Annotated in this window: 17 protein-coding genes and 1 pseudogene; 13 read left to right on the top strand and 5 right to left on the bottom strand. The window is 74.1% G+C overall.

Translation table 11 applies throughout. The features are described 5' to 3' along the window. The first annotated feature begins 307 nt into the window (after nt 1-307). The 3 genes from FB157_RS27255 to FB157_RS27245 are packed head-to-tail and all read left to right on the top strand — an operon-like array spanning nt 308 to nt 3,562. The gene (locus FB157_RS27255; RefSeq protein WP_186581704.1) at nt 308-940 is read left to right on the top strand and encodes a toxin-antitoxin system, toxin component family protein; all 633 of its coding nucleotides are present in this window, start codon (nt 308-310) and stop codon (nt 938-940) included. Next, nucleotides 937-2,166: an MAB_1171c family putative transporter gene (locus FB157_RS27250; RefSeq protein ID WP_145883299.1), complete on the top strand. Its 1,230-nt coding sequence runs from the start codon at nt 937-939 to the stop codon at nt 2,164-2,166. The genes FB157_RS27255 and FB157_RS27250 overlap by 4 nt, the downstream gene beginning before the upstream one ends. Beyond that, nucleotides 2,159-3,562 carry an NAD(P)/FAD-dependent oxidoreductase gene (locus tag FB157_RS27245; RefSeq protein ID WP_186581703.1) on the top strand — a complete coding sequence of 468 codons (1,404 nt, stop codon included), beginning with the start codon at nt 2,159-2,161 and terminating at the stop codon, nt 3,560-3,562. The genes FB157_RS27250 and FB157_RS27245 overlap by 8 nt, the downstream gene beginning before the upstream one ends. 70 nt (nt 3,563-3,632) lie before the next feature. On the opposite strand, the gene FB157_RS27240 is transcribed toward FB157_RS27245, so the two are convergent. Both FB157_RS27240 and FB157_RS27235 read right to left on the bottom strand, forming a co-directional pair. Beyond that, complete coding sequence (locus FB157_RS27240) at nt 3,633-4,478, bottom strand: SMP-30/gluconolactonase/LRE family protein (RefSeq protein WP_145883297.1); 846 nt, start codon at nt 4,476-4,478, stop codon at nt 3,633-3,635. Beyond that, the gene (locus tag FB157_RS27235; RefSeq protein WP_145883296.1) at nt 4,475-5,248 is read right to left on the bottom strand and encodes an IclR family transcriptional regulator; all 774 of its coding nucleotides are present in this window, start codon (nt 5,246-5,248) and stop codon (nt 4,475-4,477) included. The genes FB157_RS27240 and FB157_RS27235 overlap by 4 nt, the downstream gene beginning before the upstream one ends. 130 nt (nt 5,249-5,378) lie before the next feature. Here FB157_RS27235 and FB157_RS27230 point away from each other — a divergent pair, with 130 nt between their 5' ends. After that, nucleotides 5,379-5,936, top strand: a complete 558-nt coding sequence (locus FB157_RS27230; RefSeq protein ID WP_145883295.1) for a hypothetical protein — start codon at nt 5,379-5,381, stop codon at nt 5,934-5,936. Nucleotides 5,937-5,951: 15 nt separating this feature from the next. Here FB157_RS27230 and FB157_RS27225 read toward each other — a convergent pair. Further along, a pseudogene (locus FB157_RS27225) lies at nt 5,952-6,781 on the bottom strand (oxidoreductase). An 89-nt stretch (nt 6,782-6,870) separates the two neighbouring features. Between FB157_RS27225 and FB157_RS27220 the strand changes: the two are divergent. Next, nucleotides 6,871-7,788 (top strand): LysR family transcriptional regulator, encoded by a 918-nt coding sequence (locus tag FB157_RS27220; RefSeq protein WP_145883294.1) that lies wholly within the window; start codon nt 6,871-6,873, stop codon nt 7,786-7,788. Between the two features lie 14 nt (nt 7,789-7,802). On the opposite strand, the gene FB157_RS27215 is transcribed toward FB157_RS27220, so the two are convergent. Then, the gene (locus tag FB157_RS27215) at nt 7,803-8,678 is read right to left on the bottom strand and encodes a RimK family alpha-L-glutamate ligase (RefSeq protein ID WP_145883293.1); all 876 of its coding nucleotides are present in this window, start codon (nt 8,676-8,678) and stop codon (nt 7,803-7,805) included. 138 nt (nt 8,679-8,816) lie between these two features. Here FB157_RS27215 and FB157_RS27210 point away from each other — a divergent pair, with 138 nt between their 5' ends. The 4 genes from FB157_RS27210 to FB157_RS27195 all read left to right on the top strand — a co-directional run bounded on the left by FB157_RS27210 (nt 8,817) and on the right by FB157_RS27195 (nt 13,415). Beyond that, nucleotides 8,817-9,890, top strand: a complete 1,074-nt coding sequence (locus tag FB157_RS27210) for a MerR family transcriptional regulator (protein WP_145883292.1) — start codon at nt 8,817-8,819, stop codon at nt 9,888-9,890. A gap of 10 nt (nt 9,891-9,900) precedes the next feature. Then, nucleotides 9,901-10,506 (top strand): O-methyltransferase, encoded by a 606-nt coding sequence (locus FB157_RS27205; RefSeq protein WP_145883291.1) that lies wholly within the window; start codon nt 9,901-9,903, stop codon nt 10,504-10,506. A gap of 67 nt (nt 10,507-10,573) precedes the next feature. After that, complete coding sequence (locus FB157_RS27200; protein ID WP_398947328.1) at nt 10,574-12,061, top strand: acyl-CoA synthetase; 1,488 nt, start codon at nt 10,574-10,576, stop codon at nt 12,059-12,061. After that, nucleotides 12,054-13,415: a carboxyl transferase domain-containing protein gene (locus tag FB157_RS27195; protein WP_145883290.1), complete on the top strand. Its 1,362-nt coding sequence runs from the start codon at nt 12,054-12,056 to the stop codon at nt 13,413-13,415. The genes FB157_RS27200 and FB157_RS27195 overlap by 8 nt, the downstream gene beginning before the upstream one ends. Nucleotide 13,416: 1 nt before the next feature. Here the strand turns inward: FB157_RS27195 and FB157_RS27190 are convergent, their stop codons facing one another. Continuing rightward, on the bottom strand, nt 13,417-17,034 hold the full coding sequence (locus FB157_RS27190; RefSeq protein ID WP_145883289.1) for a S8 family serine peptidase: 3,618 nt from the start codon (nt 17,032-17,034) through the stop codon (nt 13,417-13,419). A gap of 210 nt (nt 17,035-17,244) precedes the next feature. Here FB157_RS27190 and FB157_RS27185 point away from each other — a divergent pair, with 210 nt between their 5' ends. From FB157_RS27185 to FB157_RS48680, 4 genes are read left to right on the top strand one after another with little or no spacing between them, the layout of a single operon-like run. Then, nucleotides 17,245-17,622 carry a CU044_2847 family protein gene (locus tag FB157_RS27185; protein WP_145883288.1) on the top strand — a complete coding sequence of 126 codons (378 nt, stop codon included), beginning with the start codon at nt 17,245-17,247 and terminating at the stop codon, nt 17,620-17,622. After that, nucleotides 17,619-19,283 carry a trypsin-like peptidase domain-containing protein gene (locus FB157_RS27180; protein ID WP_145883287.1) on the top strand — a complete coding sequence of 555 codons (1,665 nt, stop codon included), beginning with the start codon at nt 17,619-17,621 and terminating at the stop codon, nt 19,281-19,283. The genes FB157_RS27185 and FB157_RS27180 overlap by 4 nt, the downstream gene beginning before the upstream one ends. Nucleotides 19,284-19,306: 23 nt before the next feature. Beyond that, the gene (locus FB157_RS27175) at nt 19,307-20,344 is read left to right on the top strand and encodes a MoxR family ATPase (protein WP_145883286.1); all 1,038 of its coding nucleotides are present in this window, start codon (nt 19,307-19,309) and stop codon (nt 20,342-20,344) included. Beyond that, complete coding sequence (locus FB157_RS48680) at nt 20,334-24,881, top strand: SAV_2336 N-terminal domain-related protein (RefSeq protein WP_145883285.1); 4,548 nt, start codon at nt 20,334-20,336, stop codon at nt 24,879-24,881. Before FB157_RS27175 ends, FB157_RS48680 begins: the two co-directional genes overlap by 11 nt. Nucleotides 24,882-24,966: the final 85 nt, after the last annotated feature.

Below are 24,966 nucleotides of genomic sequence, written 5' to 3'. Positions count from 1 at the left end.
GATCGTCGGCGGGTGCGGGTGCGTGGGGGCTGGGCGCGCAGTTCCCCGCGCCCCTGAAGCTCCGGCCAGCCGTTGCTCGTCCAGCCGAACGTGCCATCGTTCGGGATATCGAATGCTGCCCGTAGCGTCGAACGGACCGTAGAATCGAAGCGCTTGCGCGTCAATGGGTTGGACGCAGACTTTCGCTCGCCACGGGGGCGGAGGTGGTCGTTCCGCGTTGAACGACGCTCGCCCGATCACCTGACGCGGACACATCCAGGCGCGTACGCTCGGACGAACCGCACACCGGCGGCGAGAAGGGGGACCGATGACCATCGCGGGTGCGCGGCAGCGGGCGGCGCGGCTGGCCGCATGGCTGTGCGGCTCCCGTTCGGGCCCGGCGATGCGCACCCTGGCCGCCGGCCTCGCCACCGCCGTCCGCGCGCGGCCACAACAACCCGACGGCGTGCGGGAGTTGTGCCGGGCGCTGTGCGAGGAGATGACCGTACGGCGGTCCGGACGGCCGGTGGAGCTGCGCTTCGAGCGCTTCCCGGACGAGATCGAGGTCACCGGCCTGTGGGTGGAGTTCCAGGACTTCGACCTGGTCATCGTGGAGGAACGGGCCGAAGCCCTGCAGCAACTGGTGATACTCGGCCACGAGTTGTGGCACCTGCACGCCGGGCACCGGCACCACCACCTCGCCGGGGCCGCGGCGGCCCGCGCACTCGCGGGCGAGCACCGCCGGCGCGACATGGTCCTGACGGTGGCCGCCCGCAACGGCTCCCGCGAGGTGGACGAGGCCGAGGCCGACGACTTCGGCCACCGCCTGGCCACCCTGTTCCGGTCCTCTCTCACCGGTCCGGGCACCGAGGCGCCGCTCGATCCGGTCCAGCGCTCCCTCGGCTACCGCGGACGCGACCGGGCGAACCGAGCGGCCGGAAAAGGGGGAGCCGCACGGTGACCCTGCTGGCACTCGACCCCTCGGACTTCCTCAGCGAGTTCTACATCTCCTTCTGGATCCCCACGGCGGTGCTCACCGCGGCCCTGGTGATCAAACTGCCCACGATCATCCGGCTGTGGCGGGACCCGCTGCTGCGCGCGGTCGGCGGACTGCTGCTGCTCGCCTGCGGGGTGTTCGTGTTCTGCACCCCGTCCACGATCGCCGCCGTCAACCGGCTCACCGGCGTCCCCAACGTCTCGGCGCCCTGGTGCTATTCGCTGATCACCGCGTTCTGCGGGTCCTGTCTGCTGCTGATCATCACCTGGCGCAACGGCCTGTCCGACCGCTCGGCCGCCACCCGGCGCGCGATGCGCTGGGTCGTCTCGGTGTACTCCGGGGTGGTCGTCGCGCTGTGGGTGCTGTTCCTGCTCGCCGACGCGCCCGTGGAGCGGCTGCGGGACCTGGACACGTACTACGCCACCACCCCGTTCATGCGCGAGGAGATCCTGCTCTACCTCGTCGCGCACGCCGCGGCCTGTCTGGTCACTTCCAGGCTGATCTGGAACTGGGTGCGCACCGAGGGCCTGGACGCGTGGCTGCGCTGGGGGCTGAAGCTGCTGGGCGCGGGCTACGTACTGAACCTGATCTTCGACGCGAGCAAGCTGATCGCCGTCATCGCGCGCTGGTTCGGGCAGGACCTGGACTGGCTGAGCACCAACCTCGCCCCGCCGGTCGCCGCCCTGTCCGCCATCCTGATCGCCGTCGGCTTCATCCTGCCGCACGCCGGCCAGTACTTGCACGACCGCTGGATGGTCCGGCTCGCCCACCGCGAACTGCGGCCGCTGTACCAGCTGATGCGGTCCACGAGCGGGGAGGGCGTGCCGTTCGTGCTGCGGGCCACGCCCGAGTTGCGGCTGACCCGCCGCGAGACGTTCATCCGGGACGTGCTGCTGCCGCTGGCCCGGCACATCGACACCGGCCTGAGCAGGCGGTCGTACGACGCCGCGCTCGACCTCGGGCATCCGCCGGCCCGGGCCCGGGCGCTGGCGGCCGCGGTGAGCATCCTCGACGCGATCGAGACGAAGGCCCGTGACCCCGAGCCGTCCGAGCCGGCCGCCGGACCCGACACCACGAGCCTGCTCCAGGAGATCGGGGCCGTCTCCCGGGCCCTGCGCCGTCCCGACGACATCGAGGCGGTTCGCGCGCGTGCGGCCGTCCCAGCAGAGAGCGTTGCCGTACATGACTGAACGCAAGCCCGTCGCCGTCGTGCTCGGCGGCTCTCTCGCCGGTCTGCTCGCGGCCCGCGCCCTGGCCTCGACGGGTGCCCGGGTGACCGTGGTCGAGCGCGACGCCCTGCCCTCGGGTCCCGAACCGCGCAGGGGACTGCCGCAGGCCCGGCACGTGCACCAGCTGTGGTCGGGAGGGGCGCGGGCGCTGGAGCAGCTGCTGCCCGGGGCGATCGGGCGGCTGCGGGCGGCCGGGGTGAGCCGGGTGCCGATGACCACGGACATGGTGGCCCTGTCACCGCACGGCTGGTACCGGCGGTGGGCCGAGTCGGCGTTCATGCTGCCGGCCAGCCGGGACCTGCTGGACTGGGTGGTACGGCAACTCGTGCTGGCCGACGGGGACATCGAGCTGGTGGAGCGGGCCGAGGCGGTCGCCCTCACGGGCACGGACGCGGCGGTGACCGGGGTACGGATCCGGGACCGCGACAACGCTGAGCGCACCCTGCCGGCCGGCCTCGTCGTGGACGCCACCGGACGCGGCTCCCGCGCCTCCCACTGGCTGGCCGGGCTGGGGCTGCCCGGACCGGAGCGGCGGGAGGTCGACTCCGGGCTGGTGTACGCCAGCCGGCTGTTCAGGGCGCCCGACCAGGCGGCGCGGGACGGCTTCCCCGTCGTCAACATCGAGCCCGATCCGCGGGGCACGGGGACCGGGCGCGGGGGCGCGCTGATGCCGGTCGAGGACGGCAAGTGGATCGTCACGCTGTTCGGCGGCCGAGGCGACGAAATGCCCACGACCGCGGACGACTTCGCCCGGTACGCCCGCGAGGAGCTGCGCCATCCGATCATCGGCGAGCTGCTGGCGAACGCGGAGCCGCTGACCGAGGTGGCGCTGACCCGGACCACCGCGAACCGGCGCCACTTCTTCGAGCGGATGCCGGTGTGGCCCGAGAACTTCGTGGTCCTCGGGGACGCGGTGTGCGCACTGAATCCCCTGTACGGCCACGGGATGGCGGTGTCGGCCCAGTCGGCCCTGGCGTTGCGGGACGTGGTCCGCCGTCAGGGCCCTGCGCTGGACACCCCCGGCCTCTCCCGTCACATCCAGAAGGCGGTGGGGCGGACGGTACGGGCGGCCTGGGACCTGGCCATCGGGGCGGACGTCTTCTACCCCGGCGCGACCGAGACGGGCCCCACGCTCCGGGACCGCCTCCTGTCCGCCTACGTCGACCGCCTCCTGTACACCGCGACGGGCAACGGCCGCATCGCCCGCCGGGTCACGGACGTGACGGCTCTGCAGCGGGGCGCGGAGTCCCTGCTGACCCCGAGCATGCTGGTCGCTGCCGCGGTGGGGCCCCTGAAGCCCCCGCTCGGTGGGCCGCCGCTGACTGTTGAGGAGCGGAAGGCTGCGGGGGTTTCGTAGGCCGCGGGCCGGTGAGGGCTGGTCGCGCAGTTCCCCGCACCCCCGGGGAGTCGCAGCACCCCAGTACCGCTCAGCCGGCGAACGCCGGTTGGGGCAGGCCCTTGCCCGCACCCGGAATCACCAGTACCGAACCCGACACCGGGTGCGGTGCCGGCAGTCCTGTGCGAGCTGTCGTGATGTACAGGTCGGTCAGGTCCGGGCCGCCGAACGTGCAGGCCGTCGTACGCGGGGTGGGCAGGGTGAGTACGCGGTCCAGGTCGCCGGACGGCGTGTAGCGGCGGACCGCTCCCCCGTCCCAGAGCGCCACCCACACACAGCCCTCCGCGTCGACCGTCAGGCCGTCGGGGAAGCCGGCGTCCTGCTCGATCTCGACCAGCGTGCGCCGGTTGCGGATGCCCTCGGTGTCGTGGTCGAAGACGTCCACGCGCCGGGTCGGGGTGTCGGCGTAGTACATGAGGCGGCCGTCGGGGCTCCAGCCGATGCCGTTGCTGACGGTGACGCCGGGGAGCGCGAGCCGTGTCTCCCCGGCGCCTGTGAGGCGGGACAGCGTGCCGCCCCCCGTCGCCTCGTCGTAGCGCATCGTGCCCGCCCAGAGGGACCCGTCGGGAGCGACGGCCGCGTCGTTCGCGCGACGGCCGGGGACCGGCTCGTGGTGGAGCCAGCGAAAAGTGTCGTCGGGGTCGAGGAGCCCGACGCCGTCGCGCAGGTTCAGCGCCAGGCCGCCGCCCGCGCGGGGTTTCGCCGCGCCGACGTGCTGTTCCGTCGTACGGATCGTGCGGCGGCCGGAGGAGGGGTCGTAGGTGTGGACACGCATGCCCAGGACGTCGACCCAGATGAGGCGCCCCGTTGCCGGGTCCCAGGTGGGGCCCTCGCCGAGCGCCGCCTCCGCCCGCACGGCGACCTCGTACGACGTCATGCCACGCTCCGGTGGCCGAGGCGCTCCGACAGCTCCGCCGCGCCCTTCACGACCAGCTCCTCCAGCTCGGCCATCCGCTCGTCGCTCCAGCGGATCATGGGGACCGAGATGGACAGGGCGGCGACCACGTGGCCCGCGCGGTCGTGCACGGGTGCGGCCACGCACGACACGTCCGGGTTGGACTCGCGGCTCTCCACCGCGATGCCCCGCTGCCGGATCTCCGCAAGGGCCTCGCGCAGCGCGGCCGGATCGGTGATGCTGTTGGGCGTCATCGCGGTCAGCTCGGCGCCGTCCGGGATCCGCGCCGCCAGCTCCTGCTCCGGCAGCGAGGCCAGCAGCATCTTGCCGACGGAGGTGCAGTGGGCGGGCAGCCGGCGGCCGGCGGCCGAGACCATGCGCACGGCGTGCGTGGAGTCGACCTTGGCGATGTAGATGACGTCGGTGCCCTCGAGGATGGCCACGTGGACCGTCTCGTCGCAGGTCTCCGCGACCGAGCGGGCCACCTGCTGGCCCTCGGCCGCGAGGTCGAGCTGCTCGGCGTAGCGGCTGCCGAGCTGGTACGGGCGTACGCCGAGCCGGTACCGTCCGGGCTGTCCCGGCACCTGCACGATGTACGAGCGTGCGGCGAGCGTGGTGACCAGCTCGTGCACGGTGGTGCGCGGCAGCTGCAGCTTGCGCACGATGTCGGGGGCGGAGAGCGTCCCGTCCCCGTCCAGGAACAGCTCAAGAATGTCGAGAGCCCGGGTCACGGCAGGCACGAGACGTCCCACGTCCGGCCCCCTCCCTTGGGTCTAAGCGCCTATGTTCGAGATTTCAACAGGCGATCGGCATGACGAACACAGGCTAGTCATCGTCGGGTGCGCGGGCAATGGTCGGGAACGAGCCGGGCACCATGGGTCCATGCAACTCGACTTCCAGCTGGTGCTGCTGCGCCGCATGGCGGACCACAACCCGGACCTGGTCGAGGACGCCCGGCGCACGCTCGGCGCGTCGCTCGCGGACATGCGGGAGACCAACAAGCGGTGGCAGGCGATGGTCCGGTCGCCGAGGTCGCGGTCCGCGGCCGCCCGGTACCGCTCGGTCCTCGGGGAGCCCGAGGCCGTCGTCCGGCGCCGCCTCGGCGACGTCGACTGCGAGGCCCGGCAGTGGGCGCTGCCCCTCTGGCCCGGTCTGCGCTTCGAGGTGCTGGTCTCCCCCGACGGCGCGGTCTGGAACGAGTGGCTGGTACGCGCGCCGGGCGCCCCGGCCCCGGCGCTGCGCACCCTGGACGACCTCACCCCGTGGTCCTGCACGGTGGACGAGGCCGCCCGCGCCTTCGCCCCCGCCCGCCCGCTGGAGGGCACGGCCCCCACCCGCTGGGGTCTGGCCTTCACCGCTCCGGACCGGGACGGCGTACGGCACGAGGTCGTCGCCGAGTTCACCTGGGGGCTGCTCCAGCGGACCGCGATCCGCACGTAGCGGATCCCCGCGGACCTACGCGTCGAAGGCCGTCGCCCTGGCCTGCTTCTCCCAGGCCGTGACGTCCTCGCGGACCTGGTCGAGGTGGGTCAGGACGGCACTCACCCCGTCGTCGCCGAGCGGCAGCCGCAGCGGGGTCCGCTCCGCCTCCAGCGCGGCCAGGATGAGGGCCGCCGCCTTGGCGGGGTCACCGGGCTGCGTACCGTCGCCGCCCGCGACGAACCCGCGGGTCTCGCTCACCCTGGCGTACACCCCGCTGTCCGCGCTGACCCCGGCCCGGGCGGGCTCCATCAGCGAGGTCCGGAACCCTCCCGGCTCCACGATCAGCACCTTGACGCCGAACTCCCGCACCTCGTCCGCGAGCGCCTCGGACATGCCCTCCAGCGCGAACTTCGTACCGCTGTACGCCCCGAAACCCGCGAAGGACATCTGCCCGCCCATGCTGCTCATCTGCACGATCGCGCCGGAGCGCCGCTCCCGCATGTGCGGCAGCACCGCCCGCACCAGGGCCGCCGGACCGAACACGTGCAGGTCGAACAGGTCCCGCAGCTCCTGGTCCGTGGTCTCCTCGACGGCGCCGACATGGGTGCGGCCCGCGTTGTTCACCAGCACGTCGATCCGCCCGTGCCGGGCCACCACGTCCCGTACGGCCTCCTCGATCGCGGCCGCGTCGTGACGTCCAGCCGCAGCGCCTCCACCTGGTCGGGATGCGCGGCCACCAGGTCGTCCAGCGCCCCGGGCCGCCGGGCCGCGCCGACCACCACATCGCCCGCGGCGACCGCCGCCTGTGTGATCGCCCGCCCGAAGCCGCTGCTCGCACCGGTCACCAGCCATACCTTGTTCACGGCAACTCCCCGTAGTTCCTGCTGCTTTCTGACACGAACCAGCCTGCCGCCGGATGCCGTTGCCCGTCCAAGACACATGGTGATAGCCAATGGTTATGACGATGGACGTCCACGCCCGGGACCTGCGCTACTTCGTCGCGGTCGCCGAGGAGCTGCACTTCACGCGCGCCGCCGAGCAGCTGTACGTGTCACAGCCCGCGCTCAGCAAGCAGATCCGGGCGCTGGAGCGCCAGTTGGGGGCCGAACTGCTGCAGCGCGATCAGCACGGGGTGGCGCTGACGGCCGTGGGTGAGGCGCTGCTGCCACACGCCCGGCTGGTGCTGGCCGCGTGGGAGGAGGGCGCGGCCGCGGTGGAGGCGGCCAAGGCGGCGCAGCGCAGCACGCTGGTGGTGGGCATGAGCACCAGTCCCGGCCGGGGCGGACTGCTGCCGGCCATCCGCTCCCGTTTCACCGCCGCGCACCCCGGGGCCGGCACCCGGCTGCGCCAGGTGAGCTGGGAGGACCCGACGGCGGGCCTCGCGGACGGCAGCGCGGACGTCGCCTTCGTGTGGCTGCCGCTGCCCGACCCGGAGCGCTACGCCTGGACGGTGCTGGCCGAGGAGCCCCGTCTGGTCGCCCTTCCCGACACGCACCCGCTCGCGGCCCGCGCCGAGATCGACTTCGCGGACCTGCTCGACGAACCGTTCCTCGCCCTGCCGAGGACCGCCGGCCCGCTGCGCGACTACTGGCTCGCCCTGGACGCCCGGGCGGGCCGCCCGCCCCGCATCGGCGCGGAGATCGCCGGGGCGGAGGAGACGTACGAGGCACTGGTGGCCGGCCTCGGCGTCTGCCTGCTCGCCGAGGGCAACACCGCGCTGATCAGCCTGGGCGGCGTCACCACCCGCCCGGTCCGGGGCATCGGCCCCAGCCGCTACGCCCTGGCCTGGCGCCGCGAGGACGGGGAACAGCCCCTGGTCCGGGCGTACGCCGAGGCCTGCCGAGCCTCGGTCCGATCGGCCCGGGCCTGATGCGCCGGGCAGCCCTAGGCCGTCGCGGCCGCCGCCAGGATCGCCTCCGTGACGCGCGGCAGCGAGGCCGGGTGCAGGAACAGGAACAGGTTGGGCTCGACCAGCTCCAGCTCCATCACCCTGGGCTGTCCGTCCTCCCCGTCCACGAGGTCCACGCGCGCGTACAGCAGCCCCGGTGCGCCGGGTACGGCCGTCAACGCCTTCTCGGCCACGGCGAGTTCCTCGTCCGTGGGCTGCCAGGGCTCCAGATCGGGGTGGGCGACCTTGTCGGCGTCGTACGGGGTGCCGGAGGACAGGACGGCGCCCTTGCGGCTGGCGTGCAGGAGGCCGCCGCCGAAGAACTGCAGCGCCCGCTCCCCGCTGACGTCGATGTTCCGCACGTACGGCTGCACCATCGCGGTGAAGCCCTCCGCGTGCATCCGCGCCAGCTGGCGTACGGCCGTCTCCTGCTCGGCGGGGGTGTAGCGGGCGGCGAACCGGGCCCCCGCGCCGGAGGTCGGCTTGATCACGTACTCGTGGCCGTCGGGCAGGTCGGCGGGCTCGCCGGGAGCGATGTAGCGCGTGGGTACGGTCGGCACACCGGCCGCCGCCAGCTCGCCGAGGTAGCGCTTGTCGGAGTTCCAGCGCACCACGGCGGGCGGATTGGCCAGACGCGTCACGGCGCCGACCCGCTCCACCCACGCCGCGAACTCCTCGGCGCGCCAGCTGTAGTCCCAGGTCGACCGGATGACGACCAGGTCGTAGGCGCCCCAGTCGGCGTCCGGGTCGTCCCAGTGCCTGGCCTCCGCCTCGGCCCCGGCGTCCGTCAGCGCCCGCACCAGCACCGGCAGGTCGCTGTCCTTGGCCGGCTCGGCTCCGGGGTCGTAGGTGGCGAGCGCTATTCGGGGCACGGCGGGCTCCCTGTCGTACGACGGTTCGATCGGCTGTGAGGCTAACAAGCGGCGGAGGAACCACGACAGCGCATTTGACCTTCACCTTTGGTGAAGCCCCAGCATCGGTGGCGGAAGACGGGGAACGCGAGGAGCCTCATGGAACTGCTGACGATCGGTGCCTTCGCCAGGGCGAGCCGGCTGTCGCCCAAGGCGCTGCGGCTGTACGACCAGCTGGAGTTGCTGCGGCCGGCCCGGGTCGACCCCGGCACCGGGTACCGGTACTACGCCGCCGGGCAGCTTCGGCAGGCCCGGCTCGTGGCCTGGCTGCGGCGGCTGGGCATGCCGCTGGCCGAGATCCGCGCCGTGTGCGCGCTGGACCCGCCGGATGCCGCGGCGGAGATCCGGGCGTACTGGGCGCGGGTCGAGGCGGAGACGGCCGCACGGCGGGATCTCGCCGCGTTCCTCGTCGACCAGCTGACCGGTGAGTCGAGAAGGGATCACACCACCATGCTGGAACTGCGTTATTCCGCCCACTCCGACCGTGGGCAGGTCCGCCCCGCCAACCAGGACACGGTGTACGCGGGCCGCAGGCTGCTCGCCGTGGCCGACGGGTTCGGGCCGGCGGGGGCACCGGCGAGCAGCGCGGCCGTGGAGGCGCTGAGGTTTCTGGACGAGGGAGAGGAGATCGCGGCCGGCAGCGTGCTGAACCTGCTGGAGGACGCGGTGCGCTCCGCCGGTGAGGCGGTCCAGGACCTGGCGGGCGAAGGCGAGGACGTCGGCACCACGCTGACCGCGCTGCTGTGGACCGGAACGAAGCTGGCGCTCGTGCACATCGGGGACTCACGGGCCTATCTGCTGCGGGACGGGGAGCTGTTCCGGATCACCCACGACCACAGTGTCGTGCAGTCCCTGATCGACGAGGGGCGGCTGACGCCGGAGGAGGCGGAGAGCCATCCGCAGCGTGCTCTGCTGCTGAAGGCTCTCGGCGGCGGCATGGCCCCGGTTCCGGATCTGCGGCTGCACGAGGCTCGGGTCGGTGACCGTTATCTGCTGTGCTCCGACGGGCTGACCGGCGTGGTGCCGGACTCCCGGATCAAGGAGCTGCTCGCTCTGGAGGACGCCGTTCCCGCGCTGATCGCAGAGGCCAACGCGGCCGGCGGCCCTGACAACGTGAGCTGTGTCGTCGCTGATGTCGTTCTGCCCACCCGGCCACCCGTGTCCGTCGGGTAGTAGTGGTCGTATGGCGATACTCGGCACTGACGCGTACACCGGCGCGGACGACGTCCCGCCCCTCGTGCGGGACGCCCTGACCGCCGCCCGCGCCTCCGGCTTCCCCTGCTCCTGCCGCCCCGAACAGGGCCGCCTGCTGCACGCCCTGGCGGGCGGTGCCCGGGCCCGGATCGGGGAGACGGGGACGGGGCTGGGCGTCGGCCTGGCCTGGCTGGCCTCGGGAGCTGCCCCGGGAGTGCAGCTGTACAGCGTGGAGCGGGACCACGAGCGGGCCCGGCTCGCCGCCGGGGTGTTCGCCGACCGCCCCGAGGTCACCGTGCTCACCGGCGACTGGCGGCGCATCGAGGAGTACGCCCCCTTCGACCTCCTCGTGCTCGACGGCGGCGGGCAGGGCAAGGTGCCCGGGGACGCGCCCGCCGACGTCGAGCGGCTGCTCGCGCCGGGCGGGACGGTCGTCGTCGACGACTTCACCCCGGCGACCGGCTGGCCTCCGCTGCACGGGGGCGGGCCCGACCTCGCCCGGCTGCACTGGCTGGAACATCCCGCCCTCCGCGCGACGGAACTGCGGCTCGCACCCGACCTGAGCACGGTCGTGGGGACGAGACTCCTGGTGTAGGAAGGGTGCCGAGAGCTTTTCCGAGAGCCTTTCCGAGAGCTTTTCCGACAGCCAAGGAGTGCGCCGCGTGTCCTCCCTCTTTCCCGCCCTGGCGGACGGTCCCGGTGAGCGCAGCGAGATGGGTGTCCCCCCGGACGAAGTCCGGGGGAGAGTCGCCCTGCGGTTCGGCGAACGGTCGTTGACGTACGGCGGGCTCGCGGGCGCGGCGGGCGCGCTCGCGACGCGGATCCGCGGCGCGGGCCGGGTGGCCGTGTGGGCGACCCCGGAGCTGGAGACCGCCGTGGCGGTGACGGGCGCGCTGCTCGCCGGGGTGGCCGCGGTGCCGCTCAACCCCAAGTCGGGCGAGAAGGAGCTGGCGCACATCGTGCACGACAGCGCGCCGGACCTGATCCTGGCGGCGCCGGGCGCGGAACTTCCGGAAGCGCTCGCGGAGTTGGCCCGGCTCGACGTGGACGCGTCCGAGGCGGGCACCGTCCCGGAGGAGGTGGCCTCGGCCGGTGACCCGGCGCTGGTCGTCTACACCTCCGGCACCACCGGCCCGCCCAAGGGTGCGGTCATTCCGCGCCGGGCGCTCGCCGCGACCCTGGACGCGCTCGCCGACGCCTGGCAGTGGACCGGGGACGACGTACTGGTGCACGGGCTGCCCCTGTTCCATGTGCACGGGCTCGTGCTGGGCGTCCTCGGCCCGCTGCGGCGCGGCGGCTCGGTGCGGCACCTGGGGCGGTTCGGCACCGAGGCCGTGGCCCGGGAGCTGAACGGCGGCGCGACCATGCTGTTCGGGGTGCCGACGATGTACCACCGCATCGCCGAGGCCCTCCCGGACGACCCGGAGCTGGCCAAGGCCCTGGCCGGGGCCCGGCTGCTGGTCTCCGGCTCGGCCGCGCTGCCCGTGCACGACCACGAGCGGATCGCGGCCGCGACCGGCCGGCGGGTGATCGAGCGCTACGGCATGACGGAGACCCTGATGAACACCAGCGTGCGGGCCGACGGGGAGGCCCGTGCGGGGACCGTCGGTGTGCCGCTGCCCGGGGTCGAGCTGCGGCTGGTGGAGGAGGACGGCACGGAGGTGGCCGCGCCGGACGGGGAGACCGTCGGCGAGATCCAGGTGCGCGGCCCGAACCTGTTCACCGAGTACCTCAACCGGCCCGACGCGACCGCCGCCGCCTTCACCGCCGACGGCTGGTTCCGCACCGGCGACATGGCGGTGCGGGAGAGCGACGGATACGTCCGGATCGTCGGGCGCAAGGCCACCGACCTGATCAAGAGCGGCGGTTACAAGATCGGGGCGGGCGAGATCGAGAACGCGCTGCTGGAGCATCCGGGGGTGCGGGAGGCCGCGGTCACCGGGGAGCCGGACGCGGACCTGGGCGAGCGGATCGTGGCGTGGATCGTCCCGGCGGACCCGCAGGCGCCGCCCGCCGCCGAGGAGCTGGCCGGCCATGTGGCCCGCCGGCTGGCGCCGCACAAGCGGCCGCGCGTGGTCCACTACCTGGACGCGCTCCCGCGCAACGACATGGGGAAGATCATGAAGCGGGCGCTGGTGGCCGATGCCTGAGCGACTGTCGGCGCGGGAGATCCTGGCCCTGGTCGCGGACGAGTCGACCTTCGCTGAACTCCCCGGCCTGATAAGGGCACCGCAGGCGGACGGCCCGCTCGGCTGGGAGGGCTACGACGCCTCGCGCGCCCGTGCCGCCGAGCGCACCGGCGAGGAGGAGTCCGTCGTCTGCGGCACCGCGAGCGTCGGGGGCACCCGGGCCGTGCTGATCGCGTTCGAGTTCGGCTTCCTCGGCGGTTCCCTGGGCGAACGCACCGGCGACCGCCTGGAGGCGGCCTACCACCACGCCCGCGCCCACCGGCTCCCGGTCGTGCCGCTGGTCGCCACCGGCGGCAGCCGGATGCAGGAGGGCATGCTGGCACTCACCCAGCTGCAGCGCGTGGCCCGCGAGTCGGTGCTCACCCGGGAGGCGGGCCTGCCGCAGATCGCGGTGCTGTGGGACCCCACGACCGGCGGCGGCTGGGCCACCCTCGGCGCCGGAGCCGATGTGATCCTGGCACTCCCGGGCGCCCAGGTGGGCTTCGCGGGCTCCCGGGTCCGGCCCCCGGACGCGGACCCGGCCGCCTACACGGCCGAGGCGCAGGTGGCGGTGGGGTCGGCGGACGCGGTGGTACGCCCCGAGGAGCTGCGCGAGACGCTGGGGCGCTGGCTTCGGCTGCTCACCACCCCGGCGGCGGAGGCCCCGGCACCACGGGCCCTCGGTGCCCCGGACCTCCCGGGCACCGGCTGGGAGGCCGTCCGCCGTGCCCGCTCCCCCGAACGCCCTCGCGCACAGGCTTACTTGGACGCCTATTTCACCCACCGGGTCTCGCTCGGCGGCGACCGCTGCGGCGGTACGGATCCCGACGGCATGCTGTGCGGGTTCGGCGAGCGGGACGGCCGCACCGTGGCGTACGCGGCGCAGACCGGGGCGGCCACCCGGCCCGCCGGATACCGCACCGCGGCCCGGCTGATCCGGCTCGCGGACCGGCTCGACGTCCCGGTGCTGACGCTGGTGGACACACCGGGTGCGGCCAACGACGCCGAGGCGGAGCGGCAGGGCGCCGGGGCGGCGATCGCCGACGTGTTCGGGGCGGTGGCCGCCGCCCGGGTTCCGGTCACCACGCTCGTGATCGGCGAGGGCGGCTCCGGCGGGGCGCTCGCGCTGGCCGCTCCCGACAACACCTGGGCCACGCCGGACAGTTACTTCTCGGTGATCGCCCCGGAACTCGCCGCGGCGATCCTCAAGCGCCCGCCCGGGGAGGTGGAGGCGACCGCGGGGCAGCTGCGCATCCGGCCCCAGGACCTGGTGGAGCTGGGGGTGGTCCGCGGCATCGTCGACATCACCGCCACCGCGGACCACCCCCGGCCCTGAGCTACCGCACGGCCACCGCCCGGATGACCTCCTGGGTCACCGAGCCGCCCCTGTCGTCGTGGGCCGAGGCCCGCAGGGAGACATGGGCGGCGCCGCGCGGCACGGTCAGCGTGCCACGCCAGGAGGTGCCCGGGCCGGTGGTCAGGGGGACCGTCCGCCAGGTCGTGCCGTCGTCGTACGACACCTCCAGCCGGCCGCCGCCGAGGGTTCCGGTGCCGGCCGCCTTCGCCACGTACTCGGCGCCCATCCGGACCGGGACGCGCTGTCCGCCGCGCACCCTGCCCGCGAGGTCGGTGTCGACGTCGAAGGCGAGGTTGATCAGCGGCAGGTAGGTCCAGCGGTCCTCCGGGGTGGCCGCGGACCGGAAGGTCCACTCGGTGTGGCCCTCGGTGGCGGGCCGCCACTGGCCGACGTCCAGGGCGGTGTCGGTGACCACCTTGTAGGTGTGCTCGTCGGCGGGCGCGTCCCACACGTAGACACCGGAGCTCTTGCGGCGGTCGACCAGCGTGCCGTCCAGGTAGACGGCGGTGGTCTGGCTCATCCCGCTGCCGTCGCTCCACACGTCGCCGAAGCCGGTGTGGTCGGGCCCGGAGTCGCCCCAGCCCGGGGTGTTCAACTGGATCTGGTTCCCGGCCCGTTGCTGCCCCCAGCCCAGGCCGGTGCCCAGCCACGGGTGCCACACCGGACGGAACCAGTTCAGCTCCGGGCGCGACCCGCCGTCGTACCGCACCAGACCGCTGCGCTCCTCCAGCGCCCCGTCACGGGCGGTGACGGACTCGTGCCACAGCTGGCCGGGGCCGGTGGAGACGTAGTCGGTCCGCTCGGCGGGCAGGTCGACGCGCTCCTGGAAGCCGAGCCCGATCGGGAAGGTGCCGGTGATCGAGTACCGGAACTCGCCGCCGCTCACCGGCCGGGCCGCGTGGAACTTCACGTGTACGGCGGCCAGTTGGTGTCGCGAAGGGGCGTAGGTGAGGTCCCGGTCCGGGATCGCGCCCGGGTGCCCCTCGGACAGGTCGTACACGTAGGGCGAGTTACGGGTGCCGACCATGTCGACGTGTCCCGCCGCCCGCAGCCGCGCCGCGTCGGCCCTGTTCACCGTGGCGATCTGCAGTGGCCGTTCGGCGTTGTCGTCCGTGCCCCACCAGGCCATCAGCCGGCCGGGGGCGTCGTCCGTCACGAACAGCGCCTTGGCGCCCGCGTCCTGGGCGGCCTGGGCCAGCGCGGCCGGGTCGGCGCCGTCGGCGAGGTGCGCGAGCACCGCCTTGCCCGCCACCCCGGTGAACGGCCCGTCCCCGACGTCGGCCAGCGGCAGCCTGGTGCGCCCCTCGATGAGCGTGCCGCCCGCCTGCACGGTCGCCTCGCCCGTCCCCTGGACCTCGAGCAGCGGCTTGGCCAGCCGCCACACGGTCCGGTACTCGAAGCCGCCCCGGGCGACCTTCGCGGTGGGCGCGGCGAAGACGCTGTCGTAGGTCAGGGGCACCTGGACCGCGCCGAACAGGTCGGCGCCGTTCGCGGTCCGGTCGTACTCCATGAGCAGCTGACGGGTCTCGGTGCGCCGGCCGACACCGGCCCTGACCTCCCGCAGCTTCCTGCCGTCCAGGGTGACCTCGCGGTCCCGGTCGAGAGTGATCTCGGGGGCGGCGAGGAAGCCGAGGCCGAGCGAGTCGGCGCCGTGGCTGCCGCGCACGTCGAGGAAGGAGGCCAGGCTGTACGTGCCCGGCTTCAGGCGCAGCTTCAGGGTGCCGGAGTCACCGACGTGCGCGGGCTGGGCGTCCTCGCCCGCGGCGAGCCGCTGCACGGCGAGGTCGGCGGCGGTGGACGCGCCGTCGCGGTCCTTCACGCGCACGGTGAGCGTGTACCGCTCCTCTTCCTTGACCAGCCCGAACACGGTGTGCGCGAGCACGGTCCCGGCCGGCCCGGTGGCCACGATCTGCCCGCTGCTCTCCCCGACCGGCGCCTTCGCCCCGTCACCGGTGACGGTGGTGGAGGCGGTGCCGTGCGCGGGCACGGTGAGCGAGGAGTCGGCGAGAGCGGCAGCGCCGTCCGGCCCGCCCTGCACGGACAGCTTCAACCGGACGTCCTCGTCGGACGAGTTGCGGTAGGTGAGGGTCCGAGTGACCGGCTGGTTCGCCTCGTAGGGCCAGCCGTAGAAGCCGAGGTCGGCGCTGCCGGTGGCAGTGACGCGGGCCTTCACGACGTCGGGCACGCTCACCCGCCCCGCACCCAGTTGATAGGCGGAGGCGTCGAGCTGCCGGCTGCTGGACATCAGCGCGTCCTTCAACTGCGCGCCGGTCCAGTCGGGATGCTCCTGGGCGAGCAGGGCCGCCACTCCCGCGACATGCGGGGTCGCCATGGACGTACCGCTCATCGAGGTGTAGGAGCCGCTGCCGGGGACGAGCTGGGAGCGGGCGGCGAGGATGTCGACGCCGGGCGCCGAGATGTCCGGCTTCAGGGCGTTGTCGCCGTACCGGGGTCCGGCGCTGGTGAAGTAGGCGGCCTGGTCGGCGGAGTCCACCGCGCCGACGGTGAGGGCCGCGTCGGCGGCGCCGGGCGAGCCGATGGAGGACTGGGCACCGGTGTTGCCTGCGGCGATGACGAAGAGGGCCCCGGTCTCCTTCGAGAGGGTGTTCACCGCCTGGGCCATGGGGTCGGTGCCGTCGCTGGCCTCGGTCGAGCCCAGACTCATGGAGATCACCCGGGCGTGCACGTCCCGCGCCGCCCACTCCATGCCCGCGATGATCTGGGACTCGCTGCCCGAGCCCTGGTCGCTGAGCACCTTGCCGACGGCGAGGGCGGCCTCGGGCGCGACCCCCTTCTCCTTGCCGTCCGAGGCGGCTCCGCTGCCGCCGACGGTGGAGGTGACGTGGGTGCCGTGCCCGTTGCGGTCGGCGACCTCCTGCCCGTCGACGAAGCTCTTGGTGGCGGCGACCCGGCCGGTCAGGTCGGGGTGGCTCAGGTCGGCACCGGTGTCGAGGACGGCGACCGTGACGCCCTTGCCGGTGAGCCCCGCGTCCCAGGCGGCCCGGGTACCGATCTGCGCGTTGCTCTCGGCCATGTCGGCCTTGACCCGTCCGTCGAGCCAGACCTTGCCGACACTGTGCCGGAGCGTGAAGGACCGCCAGAAGGCACGCCCCCGTTCCGCCTCGACGGCGGCCCCCCGCAGGCTGGGCAGCGTCCGGGTCCGCTCGGCCCCGCCCGGGGTGACGGCCCGCGCTCCCTTCCCGTAGGTCACGATCAGCGGCAGCGCGTCGGCCTTGGCGTCCGTGAGCCCCTGCCGGATCAGCCCGCTCACGTCGAACAGCCGCCGGTCCAGGGTGCCGGCCCGCAGATGGGGCAGCGCCTCGTCCGGTACGACGCTGATGTCGCCGTTGCTCACTTGCGTCCGTACGGCACCCGTGGCCCCTCGGGGCCGCTGCACGGCGACCGTCCTCCTCCCCTGCCCGAGGTCGGTGACGGTCACCCGGTCGCCGGTGACGAGGGTGACGGTGGTGGCGGCGTCGGCGGTGCGCAGGGCCGCGGTGGCGGCCTGCTGCGCGACCGCCGGGGCGGTCGGCGACAGGGCGATCACGAGCCCCGTCGCGAGCAGCGCCGCCCCGCTTCTGACTGGTCCTCTGGTCATCCACGCCTCTTCTCGTGTCGAGTGCGTCGAGTGCTGGGACGAGTGTCATGTGCCTTGTGTTGCAGGGGTGTTGACCGTCGGTGGCGGAAAGGCGTCCTGGCGGATTCCCGCCACCGGCGACGCGCGGCGCAAATCGAACCGGGGACAGCCTCGCTCCCCGTCCGCAACAATGGACCTGGCGGTCGATCAGGAACACGGGGGTAAGACGCCATGAACAAGCTGATGGAATTCACCACGGAGGACGGCGCCGTCGTCGTGGTGGAGGCCACGGACGGCGCGAGCGGCACCCGGCTGGTCTCCCGCGGCGAGAACGGCGGCCCGGCGGCGCAGGCCGCCCGCACCTTCGAGGGCACCCTGGACGGCGTCCGCTCGGCGGCCCAGTCCGCCCTCCGCGTCTTCCGCGACGGCACACTGCGACCCGACTCCGTGGAGCTGGAGTTCGGCGTGAAGCTGAGCGCGGAGGCGGGCGCGGTCATCGCCAAGGGGGCGGCGGAGGGGCAGCTGGTGGTCAAGTTGAGCTGGTCCTCGAAGGACGCGAGACCGGCTGCCGCCGCAGACGCGGATCCGGAGCCGGCCCCCGGGTCATGAGCAGGAACGCCTGGCACGCCCGGATCGAGTACCGGGGCGCGGTCGCGGGGGCGGGTTTTCTGGTGGCCCCCCGTACGGTGCTGACCTGCGCGCACGTCGTGCGGGACAGTGAGCCTGGGCTGCTGACGGTGTCGTTCCCGAACCGGCCGGACCTCGGTGTGCTGCCGGCGGCCGTGTCGGCGCACGGCGGCTGGGCGGGCGGCGTGACCGACCCGGGCGACCTCGCCGTGCTCGAACTGGCCGATGAAGTGCCGCTGAGCGCCGCCCGGTTCGCTCCCCCGGGCATCGAACTCGCGCTCGCCACCCAGGTCCTGGTCGCCTACGGGTTCCCGGACGGGTACGACGAGGGGCAGCTGGCCGAGTACCGGGCCGTGTCCGCCACCCGGATCGCCGGCGAGTGGGTGCAGCTGGAGGCCGTCACGGCACACGGGCAGCCGCTGACGCACGGCTTCAGCGGGGCCGCGGCCACCCTCCCGGACGGCAGGGTGGTCGGCATGATCGCGCAGGTGGCCGGCGAGCACGGCGTACGGGTCGCCCGGATGCTGCCCACGGAGGTGCTGGCCCGCCACTGGCCGGGCTTCGGCGAGCTGGTCCCGGCCCACGGGGACTCCCCCGACGCGGCGAGGCGGCTGTACGGGCTGGTGCGACGGGCGGCGGACGCCGCTCTGGACTGCGACCCGGACCGGCTGTACCTGGACGCCGTGGGTCCCTTCGGCCCGCCGCTGCCCCCGGACGGCTTCGCTTCCGTGCGGTCGGCGGCCGGGTATGTGCACTGGGAGGTCGAGGACCCGGACGCGGTGACGAGGTTCGCCGACCGGCTGGAGGAGCTGCTGTCCGCTCCCGCTGCCTCCGCCGCGGTCTCCTGGTCCCCCATCCTGGTCGAGCTGGACCGCAGCGGCGCCGGCGCCGACCAGGTCACGGTCGAGGTGTCCGCGTACCGCGACGGACTGCGCCGGCCCGTGGGCGCCGTCCGGCTGCCCCGGGCCCGTGTACGGGCCTACGTACAGGAGTGTGTGGACGAGGCGTTCACCCACCTGGCCCCCGGGGCCGACGAGTTGATCACGTTCGTACTGCCGCGTGAGTGGCTGAACGAGCCGGTCGCCCAATGGGAGTGCGGTCCCGACGACTCCACGCCCCTGGGCTGCGCCCACCCCCTGGTCGTCGCGGACCGGTCCCGCCACCGCAGCGCCCGCCTGCGCCACCAACTGGGCAAGAAGTGGCAGAAGGCGGGGACCGGGCTCACGTCCCCGGCCGTGCACCGCGTCGACTGCGGCAACCGGGAGCGCCCGGCCGGCCTGCGCAAGCGGCTCCGGGACACGGAGGCCGAGCTGGCGCTGTACGCCACCCCGCCCGTCGCCGCGCCGGACCACTTCGAGGCGGGTCTGAACACCCCGGTCCCCGTCCTCCTCTGGCCGCGCACGGGCTGCCCCGGCGCCGACCACGGCACGCCCTGCGCGGGTACCGCCTTCCTCGACGGACTCGTCCCGTACCTGCGCGGCGCCTCGCCCGCCGAACTTCCCCGTCTCATCCAGGCGTTGCGGGAGGAGGTGGAGGCCGCCGACGACCCGGGCCGGCACTGGGCCCGGGAGGTCCAGCTCCTGTGGGACGACCCGCGCTGCTTCCCCGAACCCCCGGCCAGCCTGCACACCCCCGTCGCCTGAACACCCCCACGGAGAACGAACCCATGCCCCTGTGGCCCGTGTACACCGGTACGAAGGAGCCGCACGACGGCATCACCGAGCTGCCCGCTCCCCCGCCCTGGCGGGCCTTCGACGGCGGCCCCGGGCTGGACACGCCCGCCGACGATGCCGACACCGCGGCCACCTCACCCGACCGCGCCCACCGTGCCGCGACCTACCGGGCCACCGCGCAGACCGTCCAGCTGGTCAACGCGGCCCTCTACCTGCGCCGCCCCCTCCTCGTCACCGGCCCGCCCGGCACCGGCAAGTCCTCCCTGGCCTACGCGGTGGCCCGCGAGCTGAAGCTCGGCCCGGTCCTGCGCTGGAACGTCACCAGCCGCAGCACCCTGCACGACGGCCTGTACCAGTACGACCCCCTCTCCCGCCTGTACGCGGCCCGCCAGGCGGCGGCCACCGGGACCCGTGGCAGCACCGCACCCGAATCCGGTATCGAGGACCATCTGCGCCTCGGTCCCCTCGGCACCGCGCTCCTCCCGTACGCCCGCCCCCGCGCCCTGCTCATCGACGAGATCGACAAGAGCGACCTGGACCTGCCCAACGACCTGCTGAACGTCCTCGAGGAAGGCCAGTACGAGATCCCCGAGCTGGTCCGGTCGTCCGGGCCCGGGGACGAGGACCCGAAGGCCATGGTCATGGTCGACGGCACCCACGAACGCGTGCCGGTCGCACGCGGCCGGGTCCGCTGCCGGGCCTTCCCCTTCGTCGTCCTCACCAGCAACGGCGAGCGCGAGTTCCCGCCCGCCTTCCTGCGGCGCTGCGTCACCCTGCGGCTGCGCCGGCCCGACGACTCGCATCTCGCCGACATCGTCCGCGCCCACTTCGACGGCGAACCCGGCGGCTACGCACAGGACCTGATCGACCGGTTCCTGTCCCGGGCGAGCGGCGGCGACCTGGCCACCGACCAGTTGCTCAACGCGATCTACCTGGCCCGCTCCTCCGACCTGCCGGCGGACTCCCTGGCCGAGCTGGCGGAACAGCTCATGCCCTATCTCGGCGAGGCCCAGCGCTCCGATGCCTTCTGACCTCCCCCACGCTCGGCTCCGCTCGCGCGGGGGGACCCCCATCGGCTCCCCGGACCCGCTCGCCCGCCTGGCCGACGTCCTGGCCACGGCGGCGGACGGCGTGCGCCCGACCCCGCTGGAGCTGGCGGAACTGCTCTGGCTGGCCCGGCAGCTGGGTCCGGGCGACGAGGAGCGGCCGGCCCTCCCGGCCGCGGAGCCCGCCCCGGACCTGCCGCAGGAGCAGCCCCGGCCCGCGCGGGAGGAATCCCCGCCCGGGCAGGAGGAATCCCCGGCGGCCCCTGAGCCCGCCCCGCCCGCACCCCACGATCCGCCCCGCGTCCCGCTCCACCTGCCGTCCCGGGCCCCCTCCGCGCCGGGCGGGCACACCTCCCTGCTGGCACCGGCGCCCCCGATGCTCCGCCACCCGCTGGGTCTGCAACGTGCACTGCGCCCCCTCAAGCGCCGTACCGACGCCCCCTCCGGTCACCGGCTGGACGAACGGGCCACGGCCGACCGCATCGCCCGTCTCGGCGCGGCCCCGGAGTTCTGGCTGCCGGTGCTGCGCCCCGCCCAGGAGCGCTGGCTGCGGCTGAACCTGGTGTACGACACCGGGCCGACGATGCCCGTGTGGCGGCCCCTCGTCCACGAACTGCACACGGCGCTCGCCCAGTCGGGCATCTTCCGCACCGTGACGCTGCTGCGCGCCGCACCCGACGGCACGGTCCACGGCCACGGCGCGCACGCCCCCGCCGACGGCCGCACGGTCACCCTCGTGATCAGCGACTGCATGGGCCCGCAGTGGCGGGAGGGCCCCGCCGGCGCCATCTGGTACGAGAGCCTGCTCCGCTGGGCGCACCGGATGCCCCTGGCCGTCGTACAGCCGCTCCCGGAACGCCTGTGGCGGGACACGGCCCTGCCGACGACGCCGGGCCGGCTGTCGGCACCGCACCCCGCGGCCCCGGCGGCGACGCTCACGTTCACGCCGTACGAACGGCGCGAGCAGCACGAGCACCACGAGTCCTACGACTCCACGGTGCCGTGCGACAGGGCGGTGCCGCACGGGCCGAGGGGTCTCCATGGCACCTTCGGCCCCGCCCCCGTGCCCGTGCCCGTGCTGGAGTCCGAGCCGGCGTGGCTGGCGCACTGGGCCGCGCTGCTCACGACCGCCGGCGGGGCTCAGTTCCCGGCCGCGGTCGCCGAGTTGGGCCGCCCGCTGCCGGCCCGCTCCGGTGACCGTACGGACGTCGGTCTGCTGTCCGCCGAGGAGCTGGTCCTGCGGTTCCGCGCGACCGCCTCCCCGGAGGCGTTCCGGCTGGCCGGCCATCTCGCGGTGGGCCGCCCCGACCTGCCCGTCATGCGCCTGGTCCAGGCCGCCCTGGAACCGGATCCGCGCCCCCAGCACCTGGCCGAGGTCATCCTCAGCGGCATGCTCGCCGCGGTCCCCGGCGGCCCGCCCGGCTCCTACGCCTTCCGGGACGGTGTGCGGGACCTGCTCCTGCTCAGCCTGCCGCGCACCGCCCGCCATCGCACCACCGAACTCCTGGACCGCATCGGCGAACCGATCGACCGGCGAGCGGGGCGGGCGCCGGGCGAGTTCCGGGCTTCGACGGCGGCGCCGTCGGGCACCGGCACCGACGTGGACGGCGAGGCGTTCGCGACGGTCAGCCAGGACAGCCTGCGGCGCCTGTCCGAGCCCGCCGGGCGGGGCGGGCTGTTCGCGGGGCGGTACCTGCTGGTCAGACCGACAGGATCGCAGGGCACGGACTGGGTCGCCCAAGACACCCGGCGGGGGGACGAGACGGTCCTGGTGCGGCTGTACCTGCGTCCGCCGGACTGGCTCCGTATCGGCTTCGCGGACATCGCCCAGCGGCTCAGCCAGGTCGACCATCCCGGGATCGCGGCCGTCAGGGATTGCGGCACGGAGGGCGATGTCCCCTACCTGGTCCGGGAGTTCCTTGACGGCCGGAGTCTGTACCAGCGGCTCAGGAGCGCACCGCACGGCCTGCCCACAGGCGAACTCGTCGCCCTCGTCCCCTCTCTCGTCGAGGCCGTGAACGCCCTGCACGCGCAGGCGGGGCCGCATGGGGGGCTGGTCGCGTCGCACGTCATCCTCACACCGCGCGGACCGGTCCTGGACGTCAGTTCCTTCGGCATCGGAGGCCGCGGGGACGATCTACGGGTGCTGGGGCACATCGTGCGCGCCATGCACCGGGGCCCGTCCGGCGTTCGGCAACACCCGCTGCCTCCGGAGAACTTGCCTCTTCCCCGGCAGCTGGAGGAGGAACTGGACACGGCCGTCACGGAACTCCTCTCCGACAGCCTGGAGACCCAGCTGTGCGGCGCCGACCGGCTCCTCCGTCTGCCCCCGCACCGGGAGCGCACCCTCGGCTTCTCCCTCCTCGGCCCGCTCCGCGTCACCCGGGACGGAGTGCCCCTCGCCCTCGACCACCCCGAAGAACAGGCGCTGCTGTGTGTGCTGTTGCTCCACCACGGCGAGCCCGCCACGCACGACGAGCTGGCCACCGGGCTCTGGGGGCCGCCCGACCGCCACGGCTCACGTGACCTCCTGGACACATACCTCAGCCGGCTGCGTCACCTGCTCGGGCCGGACGCGGTGACCGTAGAGGGCGGATACGCCCTGCGGCTGGACCGTGTGTCCGGCCATGACGACTACGACGTCTTCCGCGTCCGCCGCCTGGCCGACGAGGCCCAGCGGTCCCGCACCGCCGGAGACCCGGCGCGCAGCCGCCTGCTGGCGCAGGAGGCGCTGGGGCTGTGGCGGGGCGAGCCGCTCGACGGCGTTCCGGGACCGGTCGCCCGGCACACCCGGGACGACCTCAACGCCCTCCGCCGTACGCTCGGTGCCCTGGCCGCAGAGCCGGAGAACCGCCCGGAGATCTACTTCAGGACCGACGAACTCGCCGGCCGCCCCGAAGCCCGTATCACCCTCGAAGCCACGGTGCACGAGATCCTCGCGCGCGGCTCCCTCACTCCCCGCCAGTACGCGGTGCTCGTCCGCCCGGACGGCTACCTGGTGCGTATCGAGCCCGGCGTCTTTCTGCTCCCCGTCCTGGTGGCCGTCCTGCGTGAACTCCCCCATGCGCTCGCCCGGCCGGCCGATCGTCCGCGTCTCCAGGTGACGTTCGGGCCGCAGTCCTACGACCGGACGCCGAGCGCGGCCTGGGACGTGGTGGTGGTCGTACCGCCCGCCTTGTACGAGGACTTCGCGGCAAGTTCCGCCGCCCAGGGGTCCGTGCGCTTCAGACCGCTGTTTCCCGACGACGCCACGGACACCCCGCCGAGCGGCTGGTACTGCCTCCTGCTGCCGGCGTCCGCCGAACCGGTGGAACACGACCTGGTCCAGGGCCCCTTCATCACGCACGACCTGCACCAGCTCGGCGTCCCCACCCCGGGCCGCACGGCCGTCGTCCACTCCCAGCAGGACGGCCCGTTCACCCTGCTCGACCCGGTCCGGCCGTACGGCACGCGGCCGCCCCGCCCGGTGACCTGCTACTCGGTCGACCTCACCCCGCAGCAGGCCCGTCACACGATGTCCCTGCCCAGCTCCGGCAAGGGCGCGTTCACCGCCGTGGTGGAGCTGTCCTGGCATGTCGACGACCCGGTCGCCTTCGTCCGCGGTGAGACCGACGGCATCTCCGGGATTCTGCTGGAGCATCTGCGTGACGCGGCGGAGCGCATCACCCGCGGCCATCCGCTGCGCCGTGCCGGCGCGGCCCAGCGGGCGGTGAACGCGGGAGTGGGCAACTGGCCGGTGCCGGGGCTGTCGGTGTCGTACGCCGTGCAGCTGGCCCCGGAGGGGACGGCCGCGCCGGTGCCGGAGCAGTCGGCTGCGTCGCCGCGCCGGCTGTCGTCCGTGCTCGCCGACGCCGAAACCGTGCTGATCGGCTTCGACGGTCCCCTCGCCCGGCTGTTCTCCGCGCAGACGGCACGTGCGGCGGCCCTCGACCTGCTGTCCGTCGTCGTCGAGCACCGTGACCCCGAACACGCGCTGCGGGGCCGCCCGCCGGCCGTCGCGGGCACCGCCGGCCGGGAGACGTTCGTGCATCCGCTGGACCTGCTGCGCGCCTTCGCCCGTGACCCGCTCGGCCCCCAGCTGCGGGCACGCCTCGACGACCTCGAACTGGATGCCGTTCCGGACGCGCCCACGACGCACCGCTCCGTCGCGCTCGTCCGCGCCCTGCACCATTCCGGCCGGCGCGTCAGCGTGGTGACGGACGTGGGCGCACAGGCCGTCCACCGCTACCTGGAGCCCTACCGCCTGCCCCTGGCGGGGATCCACAGCCGCCACGACGACCTCGGCCTGCTGATGCCCCACCCCGACTGCCTCCAGCGCGCTCTGGACTCCCAGGGCACACCGGTCGCCGCGGGCCTCCTGATCAGCTCCTCGATCGCCGAGCTCACCGCCGCCCAGCAGCTCGGTCTCCCCTTCGTCGGATACGCCCCCACCTCCGCCGGGCGCCGGCGGCTGCGCGAGGAGGGCGGCGACGTCACCGTCTCGTCCCTGGAGCCTCTCCTGGAAGCCGCCCGCTCTCTCTGAAACCCCCCATTCAGCCGCGCCCCGCCCGGCCCCCTCCCGAAGGCGCGCCGCCGAATTCCCCCGGAGGATCGAAAGAAGCCGCCGT

The organism is Streptomyces sp. BK340 (assembly GCF_007827595.1).
In the GTDB taxonomy this organism is placed as follows: Bacteria; Actinomycetota; Actinomycetes; order Streptomycetales; family Streptomycetaceae; genus Streptomyces.
The sequence above is the reverse complement of the archived record's forward strand: the minus strand, read 5'-3'. Positions and strand labels throughout refer to the sequence as shown.